The organism is Parabacteroides sp. 20_3, from assembly GCF_964238835.1.
GTDB classification, from domain to species: domain Bacteria; phylum Bacteroidota; class Bacteroidia; order Bacteroidales; family Tannerellaceae; genus Parabacteroides; species Parabacteroides distasonis.
Window position 1 is genome coordinate 47,612 of the sequence record NZ_CAXSNO010000001.1, and the last position, 23,112, is coordinate 70,723.

16 protein-coding genes, 3 tRNA genes and 1 riboswitch are annotated in these 23,112 nt (G+C 45.0%); of the genes, 13 read left to right on the top strand and 6 right to left on the bottom strand.

What is annotated here, in order from left to right; all coding sequences use genetic code 11:
* Nucleotides 1-17: 17 nt before the first annotated feature.
* Together ACESPU_RS00195 and ACESPU_RS00200 are read right to left on the bottom strand one after the other, a co-directional pair.
* Nucleotides 18-2,399 carry a TonB-dependent siderophore receptor gene (locus ACESPU_RS00195; protein ID WP_008779872.1) on the bottom strand — a complete coding sequence of 794 codons (2,382 nt, stop codon included), beginning with the start codon at nucleotides 2,397-2,399 and terminating at the stop codon, nucleotides 18-20.
* Between the two features lie 12 nt (nucleotides 2,400-2,411).
* Entirely contained in the window at nucleotides 2,412-3,329 is a 918-nt protein-coding gene (locus ACESPU_RS00200; RefSeq protein ID WP_122369367.1) for a sirohydrochlorin cobaltochelatase, read from the bottom strand.
* A gap of 127 nt (nucleotides 3,330-3,456) precedes the next feature.
* Nucleotides 3,457-3,654, bottom strand: a riboswitch (cobalamin riboswitch).
* An 86-nt stretch (nucleotides 3,655-3,740) separates the two neighbouring features.
* On the opposite strand from ACESPU_RS00200, the gene aspT reads away from it, so the two are divergent.
* The 5 genes from aspT to ACESPU_RS00225 all read left to right on the top strand — a co-directional run bounded on the left by aspT (nucleotide 3,741) and on the right by ACESPU_RS00225 (nucleotide 12,270).
* Nucleotides 3,741-5,438, top strand: coding sequence for an aspartate-alanine antiporter (gene aspT, locus ACESPU_RS00205; RefSeq protein WP_036610880.1), 1,698 nt, complete (start codon nucleotides 3,741-3,743; stop codon nucleotides 5,436-5,438).
* A 12-nt stretch (nucleotides 5,439-5,450) separates the two neighbouring features.
* Nucleotides 5,451-7,100: a bifunctional aspartate transaminase/aspartate 4-decarboxylase gene (locus ACESPU_RS00210; RefSeq protein WP_005862319.1), complete on the top strand. Its 1,650-nt coding sequence runs from the start codon at nucleotides 5,451-5,453 to the stop codon at nucleotides 7,098-7,100.
* Nucleotides 7,101-7,370: 270 nt separating this feature from the next.
* Entirely contained in the window at nucleotides 7,371-9,620 is a 2,250-nt protein-coding gene (locus ACESPU_RS00215) for an aconitate hydratase (RefSeq protein WP_057326310.1), read from the top strand.
* A 23-nt stretch (nucleotides 9,621-9,643) separates the two neighbouring features.
* Nucleotides 9,644-10,921 (top strand): NADP-dependent isocitrate dehydrogenase, encoded by a 1,278-nt coding sequence (icd, locus tag ACESPU_RS00220; RefSeq protein WP_008772166.1) that lies wholly within the window; start codon nucleotides 9,644-9,646, stop codon nucleotides 10,919-10,921.
* A 5-nt stretch (nucleotides 10,922-10,926) separates the two neighbouring features.
* Entirely contained in the window at nucleotides 10,927-12,270 is a 1,344-nt protein-coding gene (locus tag ACESPU_RS00225) for a citrate/2-methylcitrate synthase (RefSeq protein ID WP_008772165.1), read from the top strand.
* A gap of 113 nt (nucleotides 12,271-12,383) precedes the next feature.
* On the opposite strand, the gene ACESPU_RS00230 is transcribed toward ACESPU_RS00225, so the two are convergent.
* Complete coding sequence (locus tag ACESPU_RS00230; RefSeq protein WP_005856980.1) at nucleotides 12,384-12,659, bottom strand: putative quinol monooxygenase; 276 nt, start codon at nucleotides 12,657-12,659, stop codon at nucleotides 12,384-12,386.
* A 101-nt stretch (nucleotides 12,660-12,760) separates the two neighbouring features.
* Between ACESPU_RS00230 and ACESPU_RS00235 the strand changes: the two genes are divergently transcribed.
* Nucleotides 12,761-13,141, top strand: a complete 381-nt coding sequence (locus tag ACESPU_RS00235) for a GtrA family protein (protein WP_005856979.1) — start codon at nucleotides 12,761-12,763, stop codon at nucleotides 13,139-13,141.
* Nucleotides 13,142-13,287: 146 nt separating this feature from the next.
* Here the strand turns inward: ACESPU_RS00235 and ACESPU_RS00240 are convergent, their stop codons facing one another.
* Nucleotides 13,288-14,946: an amino acid permease gene (locus tag ACESPU_RS00240; protein ID WP_008772164.1), complete on the bottom strand. Its 1,659-nt coding sequence runs from the start codon at nucleotides 14,944-14,946 to the stop codon at nucleotides 13,288-13,290.
* 114 nt (nucleotides 14,947-15,060) lie between these two features.
* Here ACESPU_RS00240 and ACESPU_RS00245 point away from each other — a divergent pair, with 114 nt between their 5' ends.
* Entirely contained in the window at nucleotides 15,061-15,393 is a 333-nt protein-coding gene (locus ACESPU_RS00245; protein ID WP_122378592.1) for a DUF3795 domain-containing protein, read from the top strand.
* Between the two features lie 34 nt (nucleotides 15,394-15,427).
* Here the strand turns inward: ACESPU_RS00245 and ACESPU_RS00250 are convergent, their stop codons facing one another.
* Entirely contained in the window at nucleotides 15,428-16,159 is a 732-nt protein-coding gene (locus tag ACESPU_RS00250; protein ID WP_195283997.1) for an SDR family oxidoreductase, read from the bottom strand.
* Nucleotides 16,160-16,408: 249 nt separating this feature from the next.
* Between ACESPU_RS00250 and ACESPU_RS00255 the strand changes: the two genes are divergently transcribed.
* The 6 genes from ACESPU_RS00255 (at nucleotide 16,409) to ACESPU_RS00280 (ending at nucleotide 20,220) form a co-directional block, all read left to right on the top strand.
* Nucleotides 16,409-17,764 carry a dipeptidase gene (locus tag ACESPU_RS00255; RefSeq protein WP_158532612.1) on the top strand — a complete coding sequence of 452 codons (1,356 nt, stop codon included), beginning with the start codon at nucleotides 16,409-16,411 and terminating at the stop codon, nucleotides 17,762-17,764.
* A gap of 11 nt (nucleotides 17,765-17,775) precedes the next feature.
* The gene (locus ACESPU_RS00260; protein WP_158532613.1) at nucleotides 17,776-19,032 is read left to right on the top strand and encodes an amidohydrolase; all 1,257 of its coding nucleotides are present in this window, start codon (nucleotides 17,776-17,778) and stop codon (nucleotides 19,030-19,032) included.
* Between the two features lie 11 nt (nucleotides 19,033-19,043).
* Nucleotides 19,044-19,871 (top strand): purine nucleoside phosphorylase I, inosine and guanosine-specific, encoded by an 828-nt coding sequence (locus ACESPU_RS00265; RefSeq protein ID WP_005862304.1) that lies wholly within the window; start codon nucleotides 19,044-19,046, stop codon nucleotides 19,869-19,871.
* A gap of 79 nt (nucleotides 19,872-19,950) precedes the next feature.
* Nucleotides 19,951-20,023 (top strand) — tRNA-Gly (locus tag ACESPU_RS00270).
* A gap of 16 nt (nucleotides 20,024-20,039) precedes the next feature.
* Nucleotides 20,040-20,123, top strand: a tRNA-Leu gene (locus ACESPU_RS00275).
* Nucleotides 20,124-20,136: 13 nt separating this feature from the next.
* A tRNA-Leu gene (locus ACESPU_RS00280) sits at nucleotides 20,137-20,220 on the top strand.
* A 139-nt stretch (nucleotides 20,221-20,359) separates the two neighbouring features.
* Here ACESPU_RS00280 and ACESPU_RS00285 read toward each other — a convergent pair.
* A complete protein-coding gene (locus ACESPU_RS00285; RefSeq protein WP_005862303.1) occupies nucleotides 20,360-22,918 on the bottom strand; it encodes an ATP-dependent Clp protease ATP-binding subunit in 2,559 nt (852 codons plus the stop codon).
* Between the last annotated feature and the right edge of the window lie 194 nt (nucleotides 22,919-23,112).

Here is a 23,112-nt window from a genome sequence, read left to right on the forward strand (position 1 = left end):
AGCGTATGTTCTATATATTATAATGTATAGGAGATAGCCACTTGGAAATTACGAGGCATGCTTGGCACCATCTGTTGTCCGAGCGCTTGGTTATAATAATTGTTGTCAAACAAGTTATTCAAGTTGAATGTAAGGTGAATATTGTTGTTCAACAAATAAGACATACCGAAATCGGTTACCCAATACGGATCGAACCAAGAGTTGTTAGATGTATTACGGTATACTTTACCGGTATAACTGCTACTCAAGTGAAATTCCAGATTCTTCAAGACACCCCGAGGGATGGTATAACTGCCGTATGCGTAGAAAGTCTGGTTCGGTACGTTGCTCTGCCAGTTTCCTTCTTGGCTATTCAATTGTTGCTTTGTCTCATCCGGGTTATTGCCATAGATAGCCTCGATCAATTCCGGATCCTTTATTTCTTTCATCTCCCGGATCTTGGAGTCGTTCAATCCATAACCGATCGTCAGCGCTAAGGTGCTTACCGGAGAAAGAGTGACATCAAAATCAAAACCTTTGGAATCTTGTACACCCACCTGTCCGATTACACTCATCGTGGTAGTCTCGCCGTTTACTTCCTCTTGATAGTTGTTGGTCAACGTAGCCGTACTGTTCATCTTCCGGATATAGAACAAGCTGGCATTGGCGCTTAATATATTGTTCAATTGATATTTAAGACCCACCTCGGCTTGGTATCCTTTCTCCGGCTTAAATACTTCCTCATTGCGAGCAGGCTCGAAACGATTTCCATCACCTCCTACATAAATGACGTTATCTTGATAGAACGTACGGATCGGCTTGAAGAAAGAGGCGAAAGACGCATAAATGGATGTATTCGGATGGGGCAGATAGACCGCTCCGAAACGATAAGTCAACGCCTTATTCTTTATCATATTGAAGCTTGAATGCTCCTCATACTCACGTCGTCCGGTAGGAGTTGTAGCGCTGGCGGACATATAACGGAAAAAGTCGTAACGTAGAGCGGCTAATACCTTCCATTGCTCGTTGAACTCAACCATATCTTGAAGATAAAGGCTGTTGGAATAATGATGCGTAACCGTTGCTTTCGAGAATTTACTGGTCATATATCCCATGCTATGCGGATCATAAACGGATACATGCGAATAAAGGCCGGGACCCTGAACATCATCTCCTAAATTATAGCCCGAATAGCTGGTACGATTCAAGGCGACGAAAGAGTAACCTCCCATATACGTATGCTTTATCTCACCCGTCCTGAATTTACCGCTTAGCTCGAGCGTATTGGCTACCGTCTTGGCTATATGGGAGAAGCGAAGCGGGAAAGAAAGATATACACTGTCCAAACAGATATATTTTTTCTGGCCGTTTTTCATATAATAATGATCATAGATCGGATCATCACTTTCGAGATAGTCGAGGGCTTCCGTCCCAAAATAGTTGATATCGTCGTTATTGTAAGAAAGGCGATCTGTTAGTTTCGCGCCGTTCCAAAAAGTATGTGTGTATTGCGTCGATACGTTCCATGCGTGATTCTTCATAAAGTCGGACTCGTTATTGTAGCGAGCCTCACGGTCAAGTCCCGGTAGCATCTCATTTTTATGGAGATATAACTGTCCTGTTTGCACATTATATACATCATTTGCCATTAAATCGGGAAGACCGATCTCCGTCCCATAGAAGTCGCGGTTAAAACCTCCGCGAACATCTAATATGTCACGTTCCGTCATTTTAGCTTGCAATGCCAGATAACCGGAAAAGCGACGGTTGCCATTATCACGCCAGCCCTCTTGATCGGAAAAGTTGACATTGGCGTAATAATTGACCGGACCGACCAATTTACCGCCCATGCCAAGTGTCGCCTCTTTATTCTCGTAACTACCGTAGGCCAATCGAGCATTAACGCTCTGTTTCTCTGACGGGGATTTACGAACGATATTCAAGGTTCCACCTACGGCTGAATGTCCGTAAAGTACAGAAGCCGGTCCCTTTAATAATTCAATAGACTCGATACAGGATAGATCGGGTACGGGATAAGAGTTGTTTATTGCCGAACGTTCATCGCGGATACCGTCTATCATCATGATAGAATGATCGAAACCACGGATCGACAATTGTTGAAATGCGCCATAAGATGTTTGGAATCGTACGCCCGGCATAAAGCGTACCGCATCTTGGATATTACGGATACCTCGCAACTCCAAACTACTCGCCGTAATGCTATTAATTGAAATAGGAAGATATTTCATAGGTACGTCCAACTTCGTGATTTGTGGACGTGGCTTGCGTGCGGCGGTCGCTACGACTTCTTGAATATTGAATGTCGTATCGGCGAAATTCGTGTACTCATTCTTGTGTTGTGCCTGCATCGTACTGATACATAAGGCTGTCAACGGTAAGATTGTCAAAACTCTTTTCATGTATTTAGCATATTAGTCCTTTTCTACCGCATAAGCTTTTTTCTTGTCGACGATATCAATCATCTTATGTTTAGCCATAAAACGGGCGTGCTCGATGAAAATCTTCTGAATATCCGGATTCTGTCCCAGACCTTCCATAAATACGCTTACCTCGTAGCCTTTCTTTTCCAGTTCCTCTTTCCAATCACCGGCGATATCGTTTTTCGCATGGTCTCCAGCGACAAACATAAATGGCATTAACACGACTTTCTTCGTACCATTGGCTTTTACTTGAGCTTCCATCGTATCAAAAGAAGGATAACCTTCAATAGTTCCTACGGAATAATTCTTGAACCCCTTCTCCTTCAACATATAATCCAACATGGCATATTGGGCCGTTGCTGGAGTATAAGTGCCATGACCTACTAATAATGTAGCGCCTTCCTTCGCCCCATTTTTTATGATAGCAGCGATTACTGCCTCATAATCTTCCGGCGTATACAATAGGGGATTGCCGATTCGGATTTCCTTGAAAGAAGACTTCATGGCGGCAACGTCTTTACGTAAGGATTCCATCTCGATACCTTCGATTATATTCGTGGATTGGATCAAGATGTGCGTATAACCATCAGCCTTTAACTTTTCCAAGGCTTCGATCGGGTTTAGTTTCTCTATGCCACGAGCTTTTAAGCGGCGCATTACAATGCGAGAAGTCCATGCCTCACGCAACTCAACATCTTTGAAAGCTTCTTTCGCTTTTTGATTGATCGCGTCGATTGTCAAGGCACGGGTATCATCATGGGTTGTTCCAAAATGTACCATCAATAAAGCGGCCTTATCGCCCGGTTGTAAAGAGGCGAATAAATCGGATGCTACAAAATTCTCGCCATCGTGCGCACGACAAACTAGGCTGATGACCAGCAGGAAGAAAGATAGTAAGTGTTTCCTCATCATATGAATATATTAATAATTAGATTACATATCAATCCCACGGAGACAACGTATTATTCCGTCTCCAACATCTTTTAGATATAGGTGATATTTCTATCCTCTTAATTGCTCCTAACCCCGGGAGGAATTAATCATTACTTCGCTTGGCAGGTTTCCTGACTGGCTCGGAAAGCAACCTTCCCATCTTTCTTAAGACAGTGGCATAGCAGAACGCTTTCCTTTTCAAGAGCTTCACAGTAGCGGGCACTGTTCCGGATTCTAACCGGATTCCCTTTTATAGAGTTGTCGGTAGACAAACTCTATCACCTAAGCGGTCGCAAATTTATATAAATAATCCCGAAAAGTAACAACATCTTTCAAAGAATCCCTGTTCCAATAGCATCTTTTTTGTTTAACATCAAATAAATAGATATGGAATGGATAACTAATTTACTTCAACATTATCCGGAGCTAGCTATTTTCATAACCTTAGCTCTCGGTTTCTGGATTGGCAAGTTTAAGATAAAGAAGTTCACGCTGGGAACGGTTACCAGCGTATTATTGGTCGGTGTATTGATCGGGCAATTAAAAATCGATATAAGCGGACCGTTAAAGTCCGTCTTTTTCTTGATGTTCCTCTTCGCTGTAGGATATAGCGTTGGGCCACAGTTCTTCCGGGGATTGAAAAAGGAAGGTCTTCCTCAAATGCTTTTCGCCGCCGTCATGTGTATATTTTGTTTGATCGCTCCTTTTTTGTTAGCGAAACTTATGGGATATAACGCAGGCGAGGCCGCAGGATTATTGGCGGGCTCCCAGACGATGTCGGCAGTATTAGGAGTTGCCGAAGATACGATCGGACAGATGAATATTAGCGATACGGATAAAAGTGCTATGGTAAATGTAATGCCCGTGGCCTATGCGGTAACTTATATTTTCGGTACGGCAGGATCCGCATGGTTAGTGAGTGATATCGGGCCACGTCTTTTAGGAGGACTCGACTACGTGAAAAAAGCGTGTAAAGAGCTAGAGGCTAAAATGGGAAATAACGACGAGAGCGAGCAACCGGGCTTTATGCCAGCCGCCCGTCCGGTAACTTTCCGGGCCTATAAGATTAGTAATGAATGGTTCAAGGATGGCAAAAGCGTAAAGCAGTTGGAGGTATATTTAGACCAATTGGGACGGCATTTGTTCGTGGAGCGTGTCCGTATTAATAATGTAGTAACCGATGTTAAACCGGATTTGGTTTTACATACCGGAAATGAGGTTGTTCTAAGCGGTCGCCGGGAATTCGTGATCGGAGAGGAGAACTGGATTGGCGACGAGGTCAATGACATTGAATTGCTTGATTTTCCGGCAGAGACGTTACCCGTACTAGTGATCCATAAGGAATACGTGGGGAAAAAGATCTGCTATTTACGCAATCAATCGTTCATGCATGGTGTTAGCATCAAGTCCGTAAGGCGCGCGGGTATCAATATCCCGGTCTTGGCCGCTACGGTGATAGATTCCGGTGATATGCTGGAATTGGTAGGCATGAAATCAGAGGTAAATAAAGCGGCGACGGCTTTAGGATATCCCGATCGCCCAACCAATCAGACCGATTTGATTTTCGTGGGTATCGGTATTTTCTTAGGGGGAATTTTAGGTTCGCTCGCGATTCATTTCGGGGGTGTCCCGATTAGCCTAAGTACGAGTGGAGGTGCTTTGATAGCCGGGCTCGTCTTTGGATGGCTTCGTTCTAAGCATCCGACCTTCGGGCGTATTCCGGAGCCTTCCGTCTGGATATTAAATAATTTGGGATTGAATATGTTTATCGCCGTAGTCGGTATCACGGCGGGTCCCAGTTTCGTGACCGGATTGAAGGAAGTCGGTATAAGTTTATTTATTATCGGTGCTTTAGCGACATCTATCCCGCTTATCATCGGTATTCTGATGGGACGTTACGTTTTTAAGTTCCACCCGGCTATTACTTTAGGTTGTACGGCGGGTTCACGTACGACAACTGCCGCATTAGGAGCGGTGGAAGATGCCGTAGGAAGTGAGACTCCAGCCTTAGGCTATACCGTTACCTATGCGGTGGGTAATACTTTATTAATCATCTGGGGTGTCGTTATTGTGCTAATCATGTAATATATATAATGTATGGACAAGAAGAAAATACATGTCACGAGAGAATATGAGAAAAAGATGTCGGAGATTAGCCCTTTCGAGCTAAAGAACATCTTGATAGAGTTAGCGGATGAGAGCGCTCGTAAAAGTACGCACATCATGCTGAACGCAGGAAGGGGAAATCCAAACTGGATCAGTACGGTTCCACGGGAGGCATTCTTCCTATTAGGGCAGTTCGCCTTGGAGGAATGCCAGCGGGAAACCGAATTGGCAGATGAGATGGCCGGAGCCGCAGGGGTTCCCAACCGCAAAAGGATCGCGTCTCGCTTCGTACAGTTTCTAAAGAAACATGCGCAATCTCCCGGCGCTACTTTATTGAAGGGTACCTATGAATATCTGGTCACGGAAAAAGGTGTAGATGAGAATGAGCTTGTATATGAATGGGCGGAAGGTGTCATTGGTGATCAATATCCGGTTCCCGATCGTATCTTGAAATATACGGAAATGCTCGTGCGGGATTATTTAGACCAAGAATTATGTGATAACCAGCCCCCTGAGGGAATATTCGACCTTTTCGCTACCGAGGGCGGAACTGCCGCCATGTGTTATATCTTCGATTCCTTGCAACAGAATTTCTTGTTGAATAAGGGAGACAAGATCGTTCTCTTCGCTCCGGTATTCACTCCTTATATAGAGATTCCGGAACAGGCTCGTTATCTTTTTAATGTCATAGAGATAAAAGCCTTGAAGATGACAAAAGACGGCTATCACACGTGGCAATATCAAGAAAAAGATTTAGATGTCCTGAAAGATCCTAGCGTGAAAGCCGCTTTCATAACAAACCCGAGCAACCCGCCTTCATACGGATTGACAAAAGCATTGATGAATAGGATCGTTGAGATCGTACGGAACGACAATCCCAACCTCATGATTATTACGGATGATGTGTATGCGACATTTATTCCGCATTTTCGCTCGATGATGGCCGAATTACCAAAGAATACGTTATGTGTCTACTCTTTCTCCAAATATTTCGGGGCAACCGGATGGAGATTGGCGGTAATCGCTTTACATCAAGATAATATTTACGACCGGATGATCCGTGAATTGCCAAGAGATAAACAGGAGCTTCTAAAAAAACGATATAGCAGTCTATCCTTACATCCCGAGGATATCCGCTTTATTGATCGTATGGTAGCCGATAGCCGTCAAGTAGCCTTGAATCATACGGCCGGTCTTTCCTTGCCACAGCAAACACAAATGTCTCTGTTTGCGTCTTTCGCTCTATTAGATGCGGAAAATACCTATAAGAAAAGGATGCAGGATATGATCCACGAGCGTTTACACACATTGTGGGAAAGCACCGGATTCACCTTATTAGACGACCCTTTGCGTGCGGGATATTATAGTGAGATCGATATGCTTGTCTGGGCTAAGAAATTCTATGGGGATGATTTCGTGGAATATCTAAAAAAGAATTACGAACCTCTGGATGTCGTTTTCCGTCTGGCACAGGAAACTTCCTTGGTTTTACTGAACGGAGGAGGTTTTGATGCTCCCGAGTGGTCTATCCGCGCATCTTTAGCTAACCTTAAACGGGAAGATTATGTCCGGATCGGAGAGGGTATCGCATCTATTTTGCATAGTTATGCCCAAAGATGGAAAGAAAGTCTCGATAAGTAGAAAAAACAGCTCCAAGGCTTGAACAAAACGGGCTAATGGTACGTTTTATTAATAAACGTGCGATTAGCCCGTTTTTCTAAGTTATCCGGGAGATTATAAATAACCTCTATAACCTCATAGAAATTATCGAACAAATTGTATTTCATTATATTATATATTTGTTGATAATAAAAACAAAGACTCATTGGCAGATGTCTTATTTATTACATTTTAGCTGGTTATAGATAAATATATTTGCGAAAAGGCTTACAATAAAAAACGAATATGAATATGGTGTACGACATTGACATGCTTAGAAATTTCTATGCGAATTTCCCCAGAAGAGTGGACACAGCCCGCGAACGTATCGGTGGTCGCCCGATGACCTTGGCCGAGAAAATCTTATATGCGCATCTATACGATGAAAGCTCGACTCGCCTTTTCAAAAGAGGTGAGGATTATGTGAATTTCCGTCCCGACCGTGTGGCTATGCAAGATGCCACCGCTCAGATGGCGCTTTTACAATTCATGAACGCCGGAAAAGAAAAATCCGCAGTACCGGCTACCGTGCATTGCGACCATTTGATCCAAGCGAATATGGGAGCCAAGACGGATATCGATACGGCTACCAAAAGCAATAGCGAGGTCTATGATTTCTTGAAATCGGTCTCCGATAAATATGGAATCGGTTTTTGGAAACCCGGAGCAGGCATTATCCATCAAGTGGTATTGGAAAATTATGCGTTTCCCGGCGGTATGATGGTAGGAACTGATTCACATACCCCGAATGCCGGAGGACTTGGAATGGTCGCTATCGGAGTAGGAGGAGCCGACGCCGTGGATGTCATGACCGGAATGGAATGGGAACTGAAGATGCCGAAACTAATTGGTGTTAAGTTAACTGGTAATTTGAATGGTTGGGCCTCGCCGAAGGACGTGATTCTTAAGCTAGCGGGCATCTTAACCGTAAAAGGTGGAACGAACGCTATCATCGAATATTTTGGTCCGGGCACCGCCTCAATCTCAGCGACCGGAAAAGCTACGATCTGTAATATGGGTGCCGAGGTAGGAGCGACGACTTCCTTATTTCCATTCGATAATACAATGGCTCAATATCTTCGTGCCACGGGACGTGACGAGGTAGCGAGCTGGGCCGAAGCTATCGGTGAATATCTGGAAGCGGATATGGACGTTCGTGCCGAGCCAGATAAGTTTTACGATCGTGTAATCGTTATTAACCTTTCCGAATTGGAGCCGCATATCAACGGTCCGTTCACGCCGGATGCAGCTACGCCTATCTCGGAGTTTGCCGCAAAAGTAAAAGCGAATGGCTATCCCCGAAAGATGGAGGTCGGATTAATCGGTTCCTGTACCAACTCTTCTTATCAAGATCTAAGCCGTGCGGCATCCATTGCTCGCCAAGCTTATGAGGATAAAATACCGGTAGCGGCACCCTTGATCATCAACCCGGGTTCCGAGCAAATCCGTTATACGGCGGAAAGAGATGGTATTATCGGTGATTTTGAACGGATTGGCGCAACCATTATGGCGAATGCCTGTGGTCCTTGTATCGGACAATGGAAACGTCATACGGATGATAATACCCGTAAGAATTCGATCGTTACTTCATTCAATCGTAACTTCGCTAAACGTGCGGACGGTAATCCGAATACACATGCTTTTGTCGCTTCTCCGGAACTGACACTGGCCTTGACCATCGCAGGTGATCTATGTTTCAATCCTTTGACCGATACATTGAAGACAGAGGATGGTAAGGTTGTGAAACTGAAAGAACCGAAAGGCACGGATTTTCCGCCGAAAGGTTTCGAGGTAAAGGATAACGGCTATCTGGCACCTACGGGTAAGAACGTAGTGGTGAACATCGATCCGGAATCCAACCGCCTACAAGCATTAAAGCCTTTCGCTCCTTGGAATGGAGAGGATTTCACGGATATGCCCCTTCTTATCAAGGCTGAAGGTAAATGTACGACGGATCATATCTCGATGGCCGGTCCATGGTTACGTTTCCGTGGGCATTTGGAAAATATATCGGATAATATGTTGATGGGAGCCGTAAACGCTTTCAACGGGAAGACAAACTCTGTATTGAATCAACTGAACAATGAATATGAAGCAGTTTCTGCCGTAGCGAAACAATACAAGGCAAATGGTATTTCCTCGATCGTCGTAGCGGAAGAAAACTATGGTGAAGGCTCTTCCCGGGAACATGCAGCCATGGAGCCTCGCTTCCTAAATGTAAAAGTGATCCTAGCCAAGAGTTTCGCCCGTATCCACGAGACAAACTTGAAGAAACAAGGAATGTTAGCACTGACTTTCGCCAATAAGGAGGATTACAGCAAGATCCGCGAGAATGACCATATCTCGATCATCGGATTGAAAGATTTTCAGCCGGGCAAACCGTTGACGGCCGTTCTTCTTCATGCGGATGGTACGCAAGAATCATTCCCGGTTAACCATACGTATAATGATTTACAAATTAAATGGTTCAAGGCGGGTTCCGCTTTAAATACAGCTCACTAAGACAAACAAAAAATCTTGATATCATGAGTAAGATAACAAAGAAAGGTAATCATATTTTCGTTCCGGATCACGTGACAATCCCTTATATTGAAGGAGATGGCGTGGGGCATGAGATCACTCCCGTTAGCCAAAAGATAGTAAACGCTGCCATCAAGCAAGCTTACAACGGAACCCGTTCCATCGAATGGAAAGAGGTCTTAGCCGGCGAAAAGGCGTTTAAGCAAACCGGAAGTTGGCTTCCCGATGAGACTATGGAAGCGTTCCGTGAATACATCGTCGGTATTAAGGGACCGCTGACGACTCCAATTGGTGGAGGTATCCGTTCATTAAATGTGGCCCTCCGTCAGACGTTGGATTTATATGTTTGTCTCCGTCCGGTTCGTTGGTTTAAAGGAGTCGTATCTCCGGTAAAGGAGCCGCAGAAAGTGAATATGTATATCTTCCGTGAGAATACGGAAGATATCTATGCCGGAATCGAATGGCAACAAGGGACTCCGGAGGCACAAAAGTTATTGAAGTTCCTCACCGAGGAAATGGGAGTGAAGAAAATACGTTTCCCGGAAACTTCCTCTTTCGGCATCAAGCCGGTTTCTGTGGAAGGTACGGAGCGTCTGGTGCGTGCCGCTATCGAATACGCGATATTGCATCAGTTACCGAGCGTGACTTTGGTACACAAAGGTAACATCATGAAATTCACGGAAGGTGGTTTCAAACTATGGGGATACGCTTTAGCGGAACGGGAGTTTGCGGATCTCACTTTCACATGGCCTCAATATGAGAAGATCAAGAAAGAGCAAGGCGAGGAAGCGGCCAATACCGCCTTAGTGGAAGCTTCAAAGGCCGGTAAAATCATTATCAAGGATGTCATAGCCGATGCTTTCTTGCAAAACACTCTATTAATTCCGGAAGAATATTCCGTGATCGCTACCTTGAACCTGAACGGCGATTATATCTCCGATCAATTAGCGGCGATGGTAGGTGGCATTGGCATTGCTCCCGGCGCTAATATCAACTATAACAGTGGTCATGCGATCTTCGAGGCAACACATGGAACCGCTCCGAATATTGCGGGAAAGAATCTCGTAAACCCCTCTTCCTTATTATTATCATCCGTGATGATGCTGGAATATATGGGATGGAGTGATGCGGCTAACCTGATTACATCCGCTATGGAGCAAGCTTTCTCCGCTGGAGAGGCCACTCATGACTTGGCTCGTTTTATGCCGAACGGCAAATCTCTCGGCACCAAAGAATTTGGTGATCGTATCATCTCTATTATCGAAACAATTAAATCAGTATAGTCATGTTGAAGAAAGAATATTTAATTTACAAATTGTCCGAGGCTGCCAGAGAGGCTTGCAAGATCGACAACGAACTTTTCCCGATGTATAATGTGAAACGTGGCCTTCGTAACGAGGATGGTAGTGGCGTGTTAGTAGGATTGACCCAAGTCGGTAATGTAGTAGGATACGAACGCTTGCCAGAGGGCGGTCTTAAAGCGATCCCCGGTAAGTTATTCTATAGAGGTTACGACGTAGAGGATTTAGCGCGTGATTTCATCAAGGAAAAACGGTTCGGTTTTGAGGAAGTGGCTTATTTATTACTTTCTGGTAAACTCCCCGATAAAGAGGAATTATCAGCCTTTAAAGAACTGTTGAACGATAATATGCCCTTGGAGCAAAAGACCAAGATGAATATTCTGGATCTGGAAGGACAGAACATCATGAATATATTGGCTCGTAGCGTATTGGAGATGTATACCTTCGACGCAAACCCGGACGACACCTCCCGAGATAACTTAATGCGCCAATCTATTGAATTGATCTCTAAGTTCCCGACGATTATCGCTTATGCCTACAATATTTATCGTCATAGCACACAGGGGCGTTCTTTACACATCCGTCATCCGCACGAGAACTTATCGATCGCAGAAAATTTCCTTCACATGCTGAAACGTGATTTCACGGATCTGGACGCACGTACGTTGGATTTGCTCTTGGTATTGCAAGCAGAACATGGTGGTGGTAATAACTCTACGTTCACGGTACGCGTCACTAGTTCTACGGGAACGGATACGTACTCATCTATCGCAGCTGGTATCGGCTCATTGAAAGGCCCGTTGCACGGAGGTGCCAATATTCAGGTAGTAGATATGTTCCATCATTTAAAAGAGAATATCGCAGATTGGAAGAACGTGGACGAGATCGATACTTATTTCATGAGGATGCTTAACAAAGAGGCTTATAACAAGACTGGCTTGATCTATGGTATCGGCCATGCGGTCTATACGATTTCCGATCCCCGTGCGGTCGTATTAAAGGAACTGGCTCGTGATCTGGCAAAAGAGAAAGGTCGCTCTGAGGAATTCGCCTTCCTTGAGTTATTAGAGGAAAGAGCGATCGAATGTTTCGCCAAGCATAAAGGAACTAAGAAACGGGTTTCCTCGAACGTGGACTTCTATTCTGGATTCGTTTATGAGATGATCGGTTTGCCACAGGAAATCTATACGCCTTTATTCGCCATGGCCCGAATCGTGGGTTGGACCGCTCACCGTATCGAGGAGTTGAACTTTGACGGAAAACGCATCATCCGTCCGGCTTACAAGAACGTTTTGGACGATAGGGAATATATCTCAATCAACGAGCGATAACACTAAAAAAATCATAGTTATGTTTTCTTTCATTCATAGTTATAAGTTGAAGGATTCATAACTATGATTTTTTAGCATGCTCAAGCTTATAATAATAAGCCTACATAAAACCCTTAAAATGTAAATTTCTCAAGTTTCATCGCACCTAATCCTTGCAATTTAGGAACCAACGTTACGAAATGCTCAGCTTTTTCGTGAGCTGATAAGGATTCAGCGTCTTTCCACGTCTCACAAATCATCAATACATCACTACGAGTAGAGCTCTCGAAAATATCATAAGCTATACAGCCATTGTCTTTCAAAGACTTTTCAACCAATTCTTTCGCTGTCTCCAATGCGGCTGGACGATTCTCCTCACTTACTTGAATAAATACATTTAGTCTAATCATACTCATAATTGTTTTAAGAATGTTACATACTTGATCAAAAGTACAGCACAAATATAGAAATAAACCCGTATATTTGTCATTCGAAACGTATAATTAACAGCATGAAGGAATCTGTTCGTATTCTTCGTTTCGCCATTGTAGGTTCTTCTAACGCTTTGATCACCGCATTGGTAATCTGGATATTAATGGATATTCTGGATTGTAATTACTTGTGGTCGAACATGGCTGGATATGTGGCTGCCTTGGTGAATAACTTCTTTTGGAGTAAATACTGGGTATTTTCTTCCGGGAAAGGTAATTTCTGGAAGGAGATTCCTTTATTCCTAATCGCTTTTGGTTGCGCTTACGCTACTCAATTCATATTCTTGCTTTTAATGGTGGAGGTGATCGATCTAAATGAATATCTGGGTCAGTTCCTTGGACTTTTCGTTTACGGAGCCGTTAATTTTATGATGAATAAGAGGCTTACTTTTAAGAGCTAGAATCCGATAAATCGTATCAAAGGAAGTGGTATAGTACGCCAGTAGTGGTGAAGGTCAACGCGACTATTCGCATAAGCCTTCACCACTACTGGTGTTGACCATCGGGACTAGTCGCGTGAGCCATCGAGACTAATCGTGCTGAATCGCTAACGGGTAAGGCTCGTAAACTGCTTCCCGAGTCTGTAAAGATAGAAAGCTAGATGCGTAAAAGCGAATACGAATGAGATAATCAATAAGACTTTACTTTCGCCCCATCCCACGGTTTGCTGGTGCCAAAGCCCCGTAATCACGCAAAGCACGGATAGGGTAATACCGATCATATCCAATGTGGTCTGTCCCGAGCGATGTTTCTGCATATGTTCCAGTTTGCTATGTTTGATGCCATAGCAGACATATATATCCAGACCGATTAACATCCATAATACCAAACGAATCCATGTATCAGCCGGGAGAAAAAGCATCATTACCAGACAAGTTATGATACCGGCGATAGGCACGAACGGAACCAACGGGGTCTTGAAAGACCGGGGAGCGTCCGGCATTGTCTTACGGACAATCAATACCCCGGCGCAAACTAGCGTAAAGGCGAACAAAGTCCCGATACTACACATCTCGCCCGCTACGCTCGCCGGAACGAAAGCTGCCAATGCACCGACCAATAACATAAACAGGAAATTACTTCGTGCCGGCGTGCGGAATTTCTCATGGATATGGGAAAATAGGGGAGGGAGCAGCCCATCCCGGCTCATACTCAAGAATACACGACTCTGTCCTAATAACGTTACCATGATAACCGAGCAATACCCCAGTAAAATAGCTATTACGATCGCCCGGTTCATCCAAGGGTAATCCGGACGAATCACACCAGAAGCATCCATTTGCCCCATATGATCGATAGCTATTGCCACAGGAGCGATTCCATTCTGGCCAGCAAACGCTGAGTAATGTACGACTCCGGTCATCACGTGGGCAAACAACATATATAATATAGTACAAACCACTAATGACATCAAGATACCGATCGGCATATTCCGTTTCGGGTTCTTGGTTTCCTGCGCCGCCGTACTTACAGCGTCGAAACCGAGGAAAGCAAAGAATACGATAGCCGCCCCTCGTAGGATACCGGAGAAACCGAACTCGCCTAGGGTCCCCGTATTAGCGGGTATATAAGGCGTATAATTCTCCATACGGATATATTTCCATCCCAAGACTACGAACACCAAGACTACGGAGACTTTCAAGAATACGATAATCCCATTGAAGATAGAACTGCCTTCCGTCCCTCGTATCAACAAAATACTCATTAACACCACGATCACGAAAGCCGGGATATTCACGATACCGCCATCCCAAGGGCAAGCCGTCAAGGCTTGCGGTAAATGTACTCCGAATCCTTCCAGAAAAACGACCAAATACCGACTCCAACTTATGCTAACGGTCGTAGCGGCCACGCAATACTCGAGCACCAAATCCCAACCGATAATCCAAGCGACCAACTCACCCATCGTGGCATACGAGTAGGTATATGCACTACCTGCCACCGGGATCATGGATGCGAACTCGGCGTAACATAACCCGGCGAAACAACAGCCCAAGGCGGCGATAGCGAAAGATAAAGTAATGGCAGGCCCCGTATACCCGGCGGCCACCGCACCCGTAATGGAGAACAATCCGGCACCGATAATAACACCGACACCTAAGGCGATCAAACTCCACGGGCCAAGGATACGCTTCAGCGATTTACTGCCCGAATCATTTGCCTCGGTCATCAAATCCGCTAAAGGCTTCTTAATAAATAAACCCATCTGTATAGATTAAAAAATTAGTAATTGGGCGCAAAGGTAGGAATTTTTATTATGTTTGCCGAAAAGTAAAAGCAAGGACAGAAACAAACAAGAAAATAAATAGACAACTAAATAATGAAACAATTGATAGCCTGTTGCGGATTAGATTGCGAAAGTTGCGATGCCCGCATAGCCACAGTTAAGAATGATAATGAGCTAAGAGAAAAAACCGCCCAAAAGTGGAGCGCCATGAACAATGCGCCCGAAATTACAGCCGCAACTATAAACTGTATGGGTTGTCGTGCGGACGGAGTGAAATTTGCGTATTGCAGTGATTATTGTGAAATACGCAAATGTGTATCCGGAAAAGGCTTTAATACATGTGGCGATTGTGATGAATTGGATAGTTGCCAAATAGTCGGCGCGGTCCTTCAGCATGCTCCCGGCGCAAGAGAAAATCTAATGTAGAAGCAAAAAAGATGAACCTCTAACATATCCGATCCTAATTCCGTATTGGCAGCCGTTCCCAAAGCCATTCAGGGATCAGTCTCCAGAGAAAGACAAGGATAGCGTATTTCCAATCGATGATCGCCCTTCTCTTTTTCCGGTCTATAGCGTTAGCGATACGCAAGGCGGCGTATTGGGGAGACATCAGCATAGGATAATTCCTGCCGTCTTTCAATAAATCCGTACGGACAAATCCCGGACGGATATCCGTAAATGTAATAGGCTGTTTCTCCATACGGGAAAGTTGGGCTAAAGCGTCTATATAAATATTTTGGTATCGTTTGGTAGCCGAGTAGGAGGGAGCGACACCTAATCCTTTGGTTCCGGCAATAGAGCTGATTACAGATATATGCCCGCCACCTTGACTGGAAAAATAACGATAAGCAGCTAGTACCATACGTGTAAAACCCGTCACATTCGTCTGTATCGTAGCTTGTTCAATGGAAGTGTCTAAGTATTTATTCTGGTTGCCGATCCCTGAACTAAGCAAGAAGATGTCCATTCCTCCCAAATCACGGATCAACTCTTCCAAACGATCGGCGGCATCCTCGGCGGTCACGTCCAACCGCTTTATCCGGATATGTTCCGGATCTTGCCTACGAAGCTCTTCTAATCGATCCACCCGACGGCCAGCCAACCCTAATTGATATCCTCGTTTCCAATAGATCTTAGCGACCTCATAGCCAATACCGGAGGTAGCGCCAATAATGATAATTCGTTTGACCATAATACTTGATGCCATAAATTAACAATAAAGACAAATTAAATTCTCATGCCATGTCTACTGCAACCCGCCTTGCAGTAGTACTGCACCGCACGTGCAGCGTCACTGCAACGGGCGTGCAGTAACACTGCAAGGCGGGTTGCAGTGACGCGGGTTAAGTAACACACGGCTAAAATAGCATAAAATCCCTTGCAATCCCCATCTGTTTCGTTATATTTGCTACAATTTATAAACTTGATAAAATAAAACGCTATGTCAGTAAAATCTTATATCGAATCCAATAAGGATCGCTTTCTTGAGGAATTGTTCTCTTTAATCCGTATTCCGTCAATCAGCGCCAAGCATGAGAATAAGCCGGACATGTTGACATGTGCCCAGCGTTGGACTGAGGTGCTGTTGTCTTCCGGTGCGGATAAGGCCGAGGTAATGCCTACGAAAGGCAATCCTGTCGTATACGCCGAGAAAATGGTATCTCCCAATGCTCCGACCGTATTGGTTTACGCTCATTACGACGTGATGCCTGCCGAGCCACTAGAACTGTGGAAGAGTGAACCTTTCGAGCCGGTGATCCGGGACGGACGCATTTGGGCCCGTGGAGCAGACGATGATAAGGGACAGGGCATGATTCAAGTAAAAGGTTTTGAGACAGCGATTAAAGAAGGTTTGTTACAGTGTAACGTGAAGTTTATTTTCGAAGGAGAGGAGGAGATAGGTTCTCCTAGCTTGGAAGATTTTTGCCGGGAACATAAAGAATTATTGAAAGCGGATGTAATCCTCGTTTCCGATACAAGCATGGTCAGCGCTGAAACACCGTCGCTCACGACAGGCTTACGTGGTTTGGCTTACTGGGAAATAGAAGTAACCGGACCGAACCGCGATTTGCATTCCGGTCATTTTGGCGGAGCCGTAGCGAATCCGATCAACGTACTTTGCAAATTGATGGCAGATATCACCGACGTGGATGGACGCATCACGATCCCGGTTTTTTATGACGACGTGGAGGATGTATCTCCCGCAGAACGGGAGATGATCGCCCAAATCCCATTCGACGAGGAAAAATATAAGAAAGCGATCGGGGTAGACGCTCTTTTCGGAGAGAAAGGCTATTCTACGCTAGAACGTAATAGTTGTCGGCCTTCTTTCGATATCTGTGGTATTTGGGGCGGATATACGGGGGAAGGAAGCAAAACTGTATTGCCTTCAAAGGCTTATGCCAAGGTTTCCACTCGTTTGGTTCCACACCAAGATCATGCCAAGATCTCCCAAATGTTTGAGGAGTATATAGCTCGTGTGACCCCACCTTATGTTAAAGTGAAAGTTACGCCCAGCCATGGCGGGCAAGGATATGTTTGTCCGATAGACTTGCCAGCTTATCAAGCGGCAGAAAAGGCTGTTGGCATCGCATTCGGGAAGAAACCGTTGGCGGTTCGTCGCGGAGGTAGCATTCCTATTATCTCTACATTCGAGCAGGTATTAGGTATCAAGACCGTACTGATGGGATTCGGCTTGGAGCAAAACGCGATCCATTCGCCCAACGAGAGCCATGAGTTGGATATCTTCTTCAAGGGAATCGAGTCGGTAGCGGAATTCTACCGTTTATATAAATAAGAAGGAAGAAGATGAGTATATTAATAAAGAATGTCCTGTTCAACGATAAAACGATTGATATCTATATCGAAGGAAAAGAGATCAAGCAAATAGGAGCGGGGCTGTCCTTTCCTGCCGATAAGATACTGGATGGTAGCCGTAAAGCCGTCATTCCCGGTTTCGTGAACGCTCATACACATGCTGCCATGACTTTGTTCCGCGGCTTCGGCGATGATATGCCGCTTATGCCATGGCTTGAGCAAAAGATCTGGCCGAATGAGGCGAAAATGACCCGTGAGGATGTATATTGGGGAGCGAAATTAGCGTGCTTGGAAATGATAAAAAGTGGCACGACCACTTTCTTCGACATGTATCAACGCCCTCGTGTCACGGCCGATGTGACGGAGGAGATGGGATTGCGAGGTATCATAGCCGGCGTTTGCTTCGATGGTTTTGATAAAGAAGAGGCGGAGAAATGCAAACGCCATAACGAGCGACTGATCCAAGATGTGGATAACTACAGCAAACGGGTTCGCTTCTCGATCGGGCCGCACGCCATCTATACCGTTTCCGGTGAGCTTCTGAAATGGGCGCATCGGTTCGCTATGGAACATCAAATCCCGATCCATCTGCATCTAGCAGAGACAGAGGGGGAAGTGAAAGACTCTCTCGATAGATTCGGACTCACTCCTGTACGTTATTTATATAAGTTAGGTGTGCTTTCTCCACGTTTGATTATCGCTCACGGAATTTACATCGATGATGACGAGCTTCGCATGTTGGCCGATCACGAGGTGAAAGTCGTACATAACCCGGCCTCAAACATGAAACTGGCTTCCGGTATTCATTTTAAGTTTAAGGAAATGCGCCAATTGGGTATTACCGTGGGATTGGGAACGGACGGTTGTTCCTCTTCCAATAACTTGGATATGATCGAGGCGATGAAGCTGGCTTCCCTGTTAGGAAAAGCTTGGCGAAAGGATCCCGAAGCCTTGACCGCAAATGAGATGCTGCAAGCCGCTACTGCGGAAGGAGCCGCTATGTTCGGTTTAAAAGCCGGGCAGATCAAGGAAGGGTATTTAGCCGATCTATGTTTGATAGATCTCAACACCCCCGCTTTTACCCCGAACTTCAATTTCGTCTCAAATCTTGTATACGCCGCCAACGGCAGTTGCGTGGATACCGTTATCTGTGATGGTAAAATATTGATGGAGAATAAGAAGGTACCGGGAGAGGACGAGATTATGGAGAAAGCGACAGAGATAGCTTATAACTTGATGAAACGTTAAATTGATTAAATATGGAAATGATTAAAACCGAACAATATCGGGAAGCGGCCGCCTATTTAGCTAGCCGGATCGAAGGTAACCCGGAGACCGCCATTATCCTTGGTAGTGGCTTAGGCTCTTTAGCCGATCAAATAACAGATCCTATAGTGATACCTTATGCGGAGATCCCACATTTTATGAAATCTACCGCTACCGGGCATAAGGGGAATTTTATTTGTGGCAAACTAGGGGATAAGCAAGTCTTGGCTATGCAAGGCCGTTTTCATTACTATGAGGGCTACACAATGCAACAGGTCACTTTTCCCGTACGTGTAATGAAGCTCTTAGGAATCAAGAACCTTTTGGTCTCGAACGCCGCCGGAGGTATCAATAATACGTTCAAGGTAGGTGATCTGATGATCATCCGGGATCATATCAATATGATGCCGAACCCGCTGATCGGTCCGAACAATGAGGATTTCGGCACTCGTTTCCCGGATATGACCCGTGCTTATGATCGTGAATTTATCCGCTATGTGGAAGAAATAGCCGCCTCCCGATCTATCCCGTTAAAGAAAGGTGTATATGTAGGTTTGACAGGCCCTTCCTTCGAGACTCCTTCCGAGTACGCTTTCTATGGAAAAGTCGGGGGAGATGCGATCGGCATGAGTACGGTACCGGAAGTAATCGTGGCACGTCATGCGGGCTTGCGTGTATTCGGTATGTCTGTCATCACGAACGAAGGTTATCACTTCGCTGACGACTTTGTAAATGATGGTGCCGATGTTATCGTAGCGGCTAATAAAGCAGCATCTGTTATGACACAACTATTTACGGAATTGGTCAAAAAAATCCAATAAAAAAGTAACGCAAAGGCTTGGTGGTTTCAATGAAATCACTACCTTTGCACTCGCAATCGAGAACAAAGCGGTTGTATATGCGGAAGTAGCTCAGTTGGTAGAGCATAACCTTGCCAAGGTTAGGGTCGCGGGTTCGAGTCCCGTCTTCCGCTCTTTCTCGTATTGATTGCCCAGGTGGCGGAATTGGTAGACGCGCTCGTTTCAGGTGCGAGTGGTTTTGCGATCGTGCAGGTTCGAGTCCTGTTCTGGGCACCCTTCCTAAAATGCGCAGGTGGTGGAATTGGTAGACACGCTACTTTGAGGGGGTAGTGCCGGTTACGGCGTGTGAGTTCAAGTCTCATCCTGCGTACTTAAGTAAAAAAAGAAATAAAAGCATGATCTATTCAATTAGGTCATGCTTTTTTTGCGTGTCAAAATGACAGACGAATAAGATGGACGAACATAAAAAAAGCCGGACTCACGCCCGGCTTCTATATTCATAGACAAACTTATTCAGCATCTTTCTTTTTTATCGAAGTCGTGATTTTCTGCTCTTCTTTATCAAAGTCTACGATAATCGTATCGCCTTCACCTACTGAGGCACGGATAATCATCTCCGCCATCTCATCTTCCAGATACTTCTGGATCGCACGCTTCAACGGACGGGCACCGAATTGGATATCGTAGCCTTTTGTCGCAATGAAATCTTTTGCCTCGTCTGTGATCGACAACTCATAGCCCAGATTTGATACACGCTGATACAGACCCTGCAACTCAATATCGATAATCTTATGAATAGCGGCTTTATCAAGCTGATCGAACATAATGATATCATCCACACGATTCAAGAACTCTGGAGCAAATGCTTTATTCAACGCTTTCTGGATCACGCTACGGGAGAAATCCTTATCCGGCTCACCAGCCATCTGGGTATTGAAACCAACGCCACGGCCGAAATCTTTCAATTGCCGGGTACCAATATTGGAAGTCATGATCAAGATCGTATTCTTGAAATCAATACGTCTACCCAAACTATCCGTCAAACGGCCTTCATCCAAGACTTGCAGCAGCAAGTTAAATACATCCGGATGCGCCTTCTCGATCTCGTCCAATAAGACCACCGAATAAGGCTTGCGACGTACTTTCTCTGTTAACTGGCCACCTTCCTCGTAACCAACGTATCCGGGAGGCGCTCCGATCAAACGGGAAACAGCGAATTTCTCCAAGTATTCACTCATATCGATACGTACCAAAGAATCCGCCGAATCAAATAGATATTCAGCAAGCTTCTTGGCCAAGTGAGTTTTACCTACACCCGTCGGTCCTAGGAACATAAAAGTTCCGATCGGCTTATTCGGATCTTTCAAGCCAACACGGTTACGTTGAATTGCCTTTACGATCTTTTGAACAGCATCATCCTGCCCGACCACCTTACTTTTCAATACGTCCGCCATTTCCAGAAGCTTGACATTCTCTGCCTTAGCGATACGTTGAACAGGTACACCGGACATCATGGCAACAACTTCAGCGACCTTCTCTTCATCAACGGTCTCCCGATGTTCTTGAAGCTCTTGTTCCCATTTAGCTTTCGCGGCCTCCAGTTGCAATAAATACTGACGCTCCTTATCGCGGAAACTTGCGGCTAACTCAAAGTTCTGAGATTTCACGGCCGCTAATTTCTCATTCTTCGTATCCTCGATCTTTGCCTCAAGCTCTTCGATACTTTTCGGAACAATGATATTAGATATATGTACACGGGAACCGGCCTCGTCTAAAGCATCGATCGCCTTATCCGGGAAATTACGGTCACTGATATATCTTTCTGTCAATTTTACACACGCTTGTAAAGCATCTTCAGTATAGATCACGTTATGGTGCTCCTCATAACGAGGTTTGATATTACGCAAGATCTGCAAAGTTTCTTCCGCCGTAGTCGGATCAACGATCACTTTCTGGAAACGACGTTCCAACGCACCGTCTTTCTCGATATTCTTACGATATTCATCCAAAGTAGTAGCGCCAATGCATTGAATCTCACCACGAGCCAACGCAGGTTTCAGCATATTCGCCGCATCCATAGATCCGGAAGCGGAACCAGCGCCAACAATCGTATGAATCTCATCGATAAAGAGGATGATATTCGGGTTCTTCGATAACTCATTCAAGATAGCCTTAATACGTTCCTCGAATTGTCCGCGGTATTTCGTACCGGCGACAATAGAAGCCATATCCAAGCTAATCACACGCTTATCGAATAACACCCGGGAAACCTTACGCTGAATAATGCGTAAAGCCAATCCCTCTACGATAGCCGACTTACCCACACCCGGCTCACCAATCAATACCGGATTATTTTTCTTCCTACGGCTTAATATCTGGGCCAAACGCTCGATCTCCTTCTCACGTCCCACAATTGGGTCTAGACGGTTTTCTGCGGCGGCACGTGTCATATCCGTTCCGAAGTTATCCAGAACAGGTGTATCATTAGGGGATTTCGGTTGAGCGGCTCCCGCTCCAGCACCGGAAGAGGGGCGAGATGCCTCACGACGAGAGGAGAAACCTTCGTCCTCGTCATCTTCGTCATCATCCGTATATCCGTCGCTGATCTCGTCGAATTCCTCCATATTGTTCAAACCGGTTCCGCTTACTAATATATTATATGCGGAACGATAAGTAATACCCGCGTCGTTCAACACCTTGGCGGCTACGTTAAACTCCTCTTTCAATATCGCCAATAGAAGATGTTCCGTATCGGTCTCATCTTCCTTGAATAAACGAGATTCCAGCATACTCATACGCAAGACACGTTCTGTAGTCTTACTTATTGCGATCTCATGCTGGACAGAATCCTCAGAATCGAATGTGTTCTTTATTTCTTGCTCAATCTTGCGTTTAATATCCATCGGATCGGTATGTAGCTCTCGCAAGACACGCATTGCCTCGCCTTCGCCTTCCCGGATGATGCCTAGCATCAAATGTTCCGGCCCGATATAGCTATTCTGGAGCCTAGCCGCTTCTTCACGGCTATACTCAATCACGTCAATCAATCTTTTCGAATAATTTTTCATACTATATTATATATGTACTGATTACGCAAAGTTACATAATCTATTCCAACTATCATCAAATTTCGTGCCATTATTCCTTAATAAGCCTTGAAAAGCCCAGAGGCGCAAAATTTCAAGACAAATTCTTTCGTAGTATACGGAAAAACCTTACCTTAGTGCAATTTTTCAGAGGTGAGATATTGAGTGTAATTAAT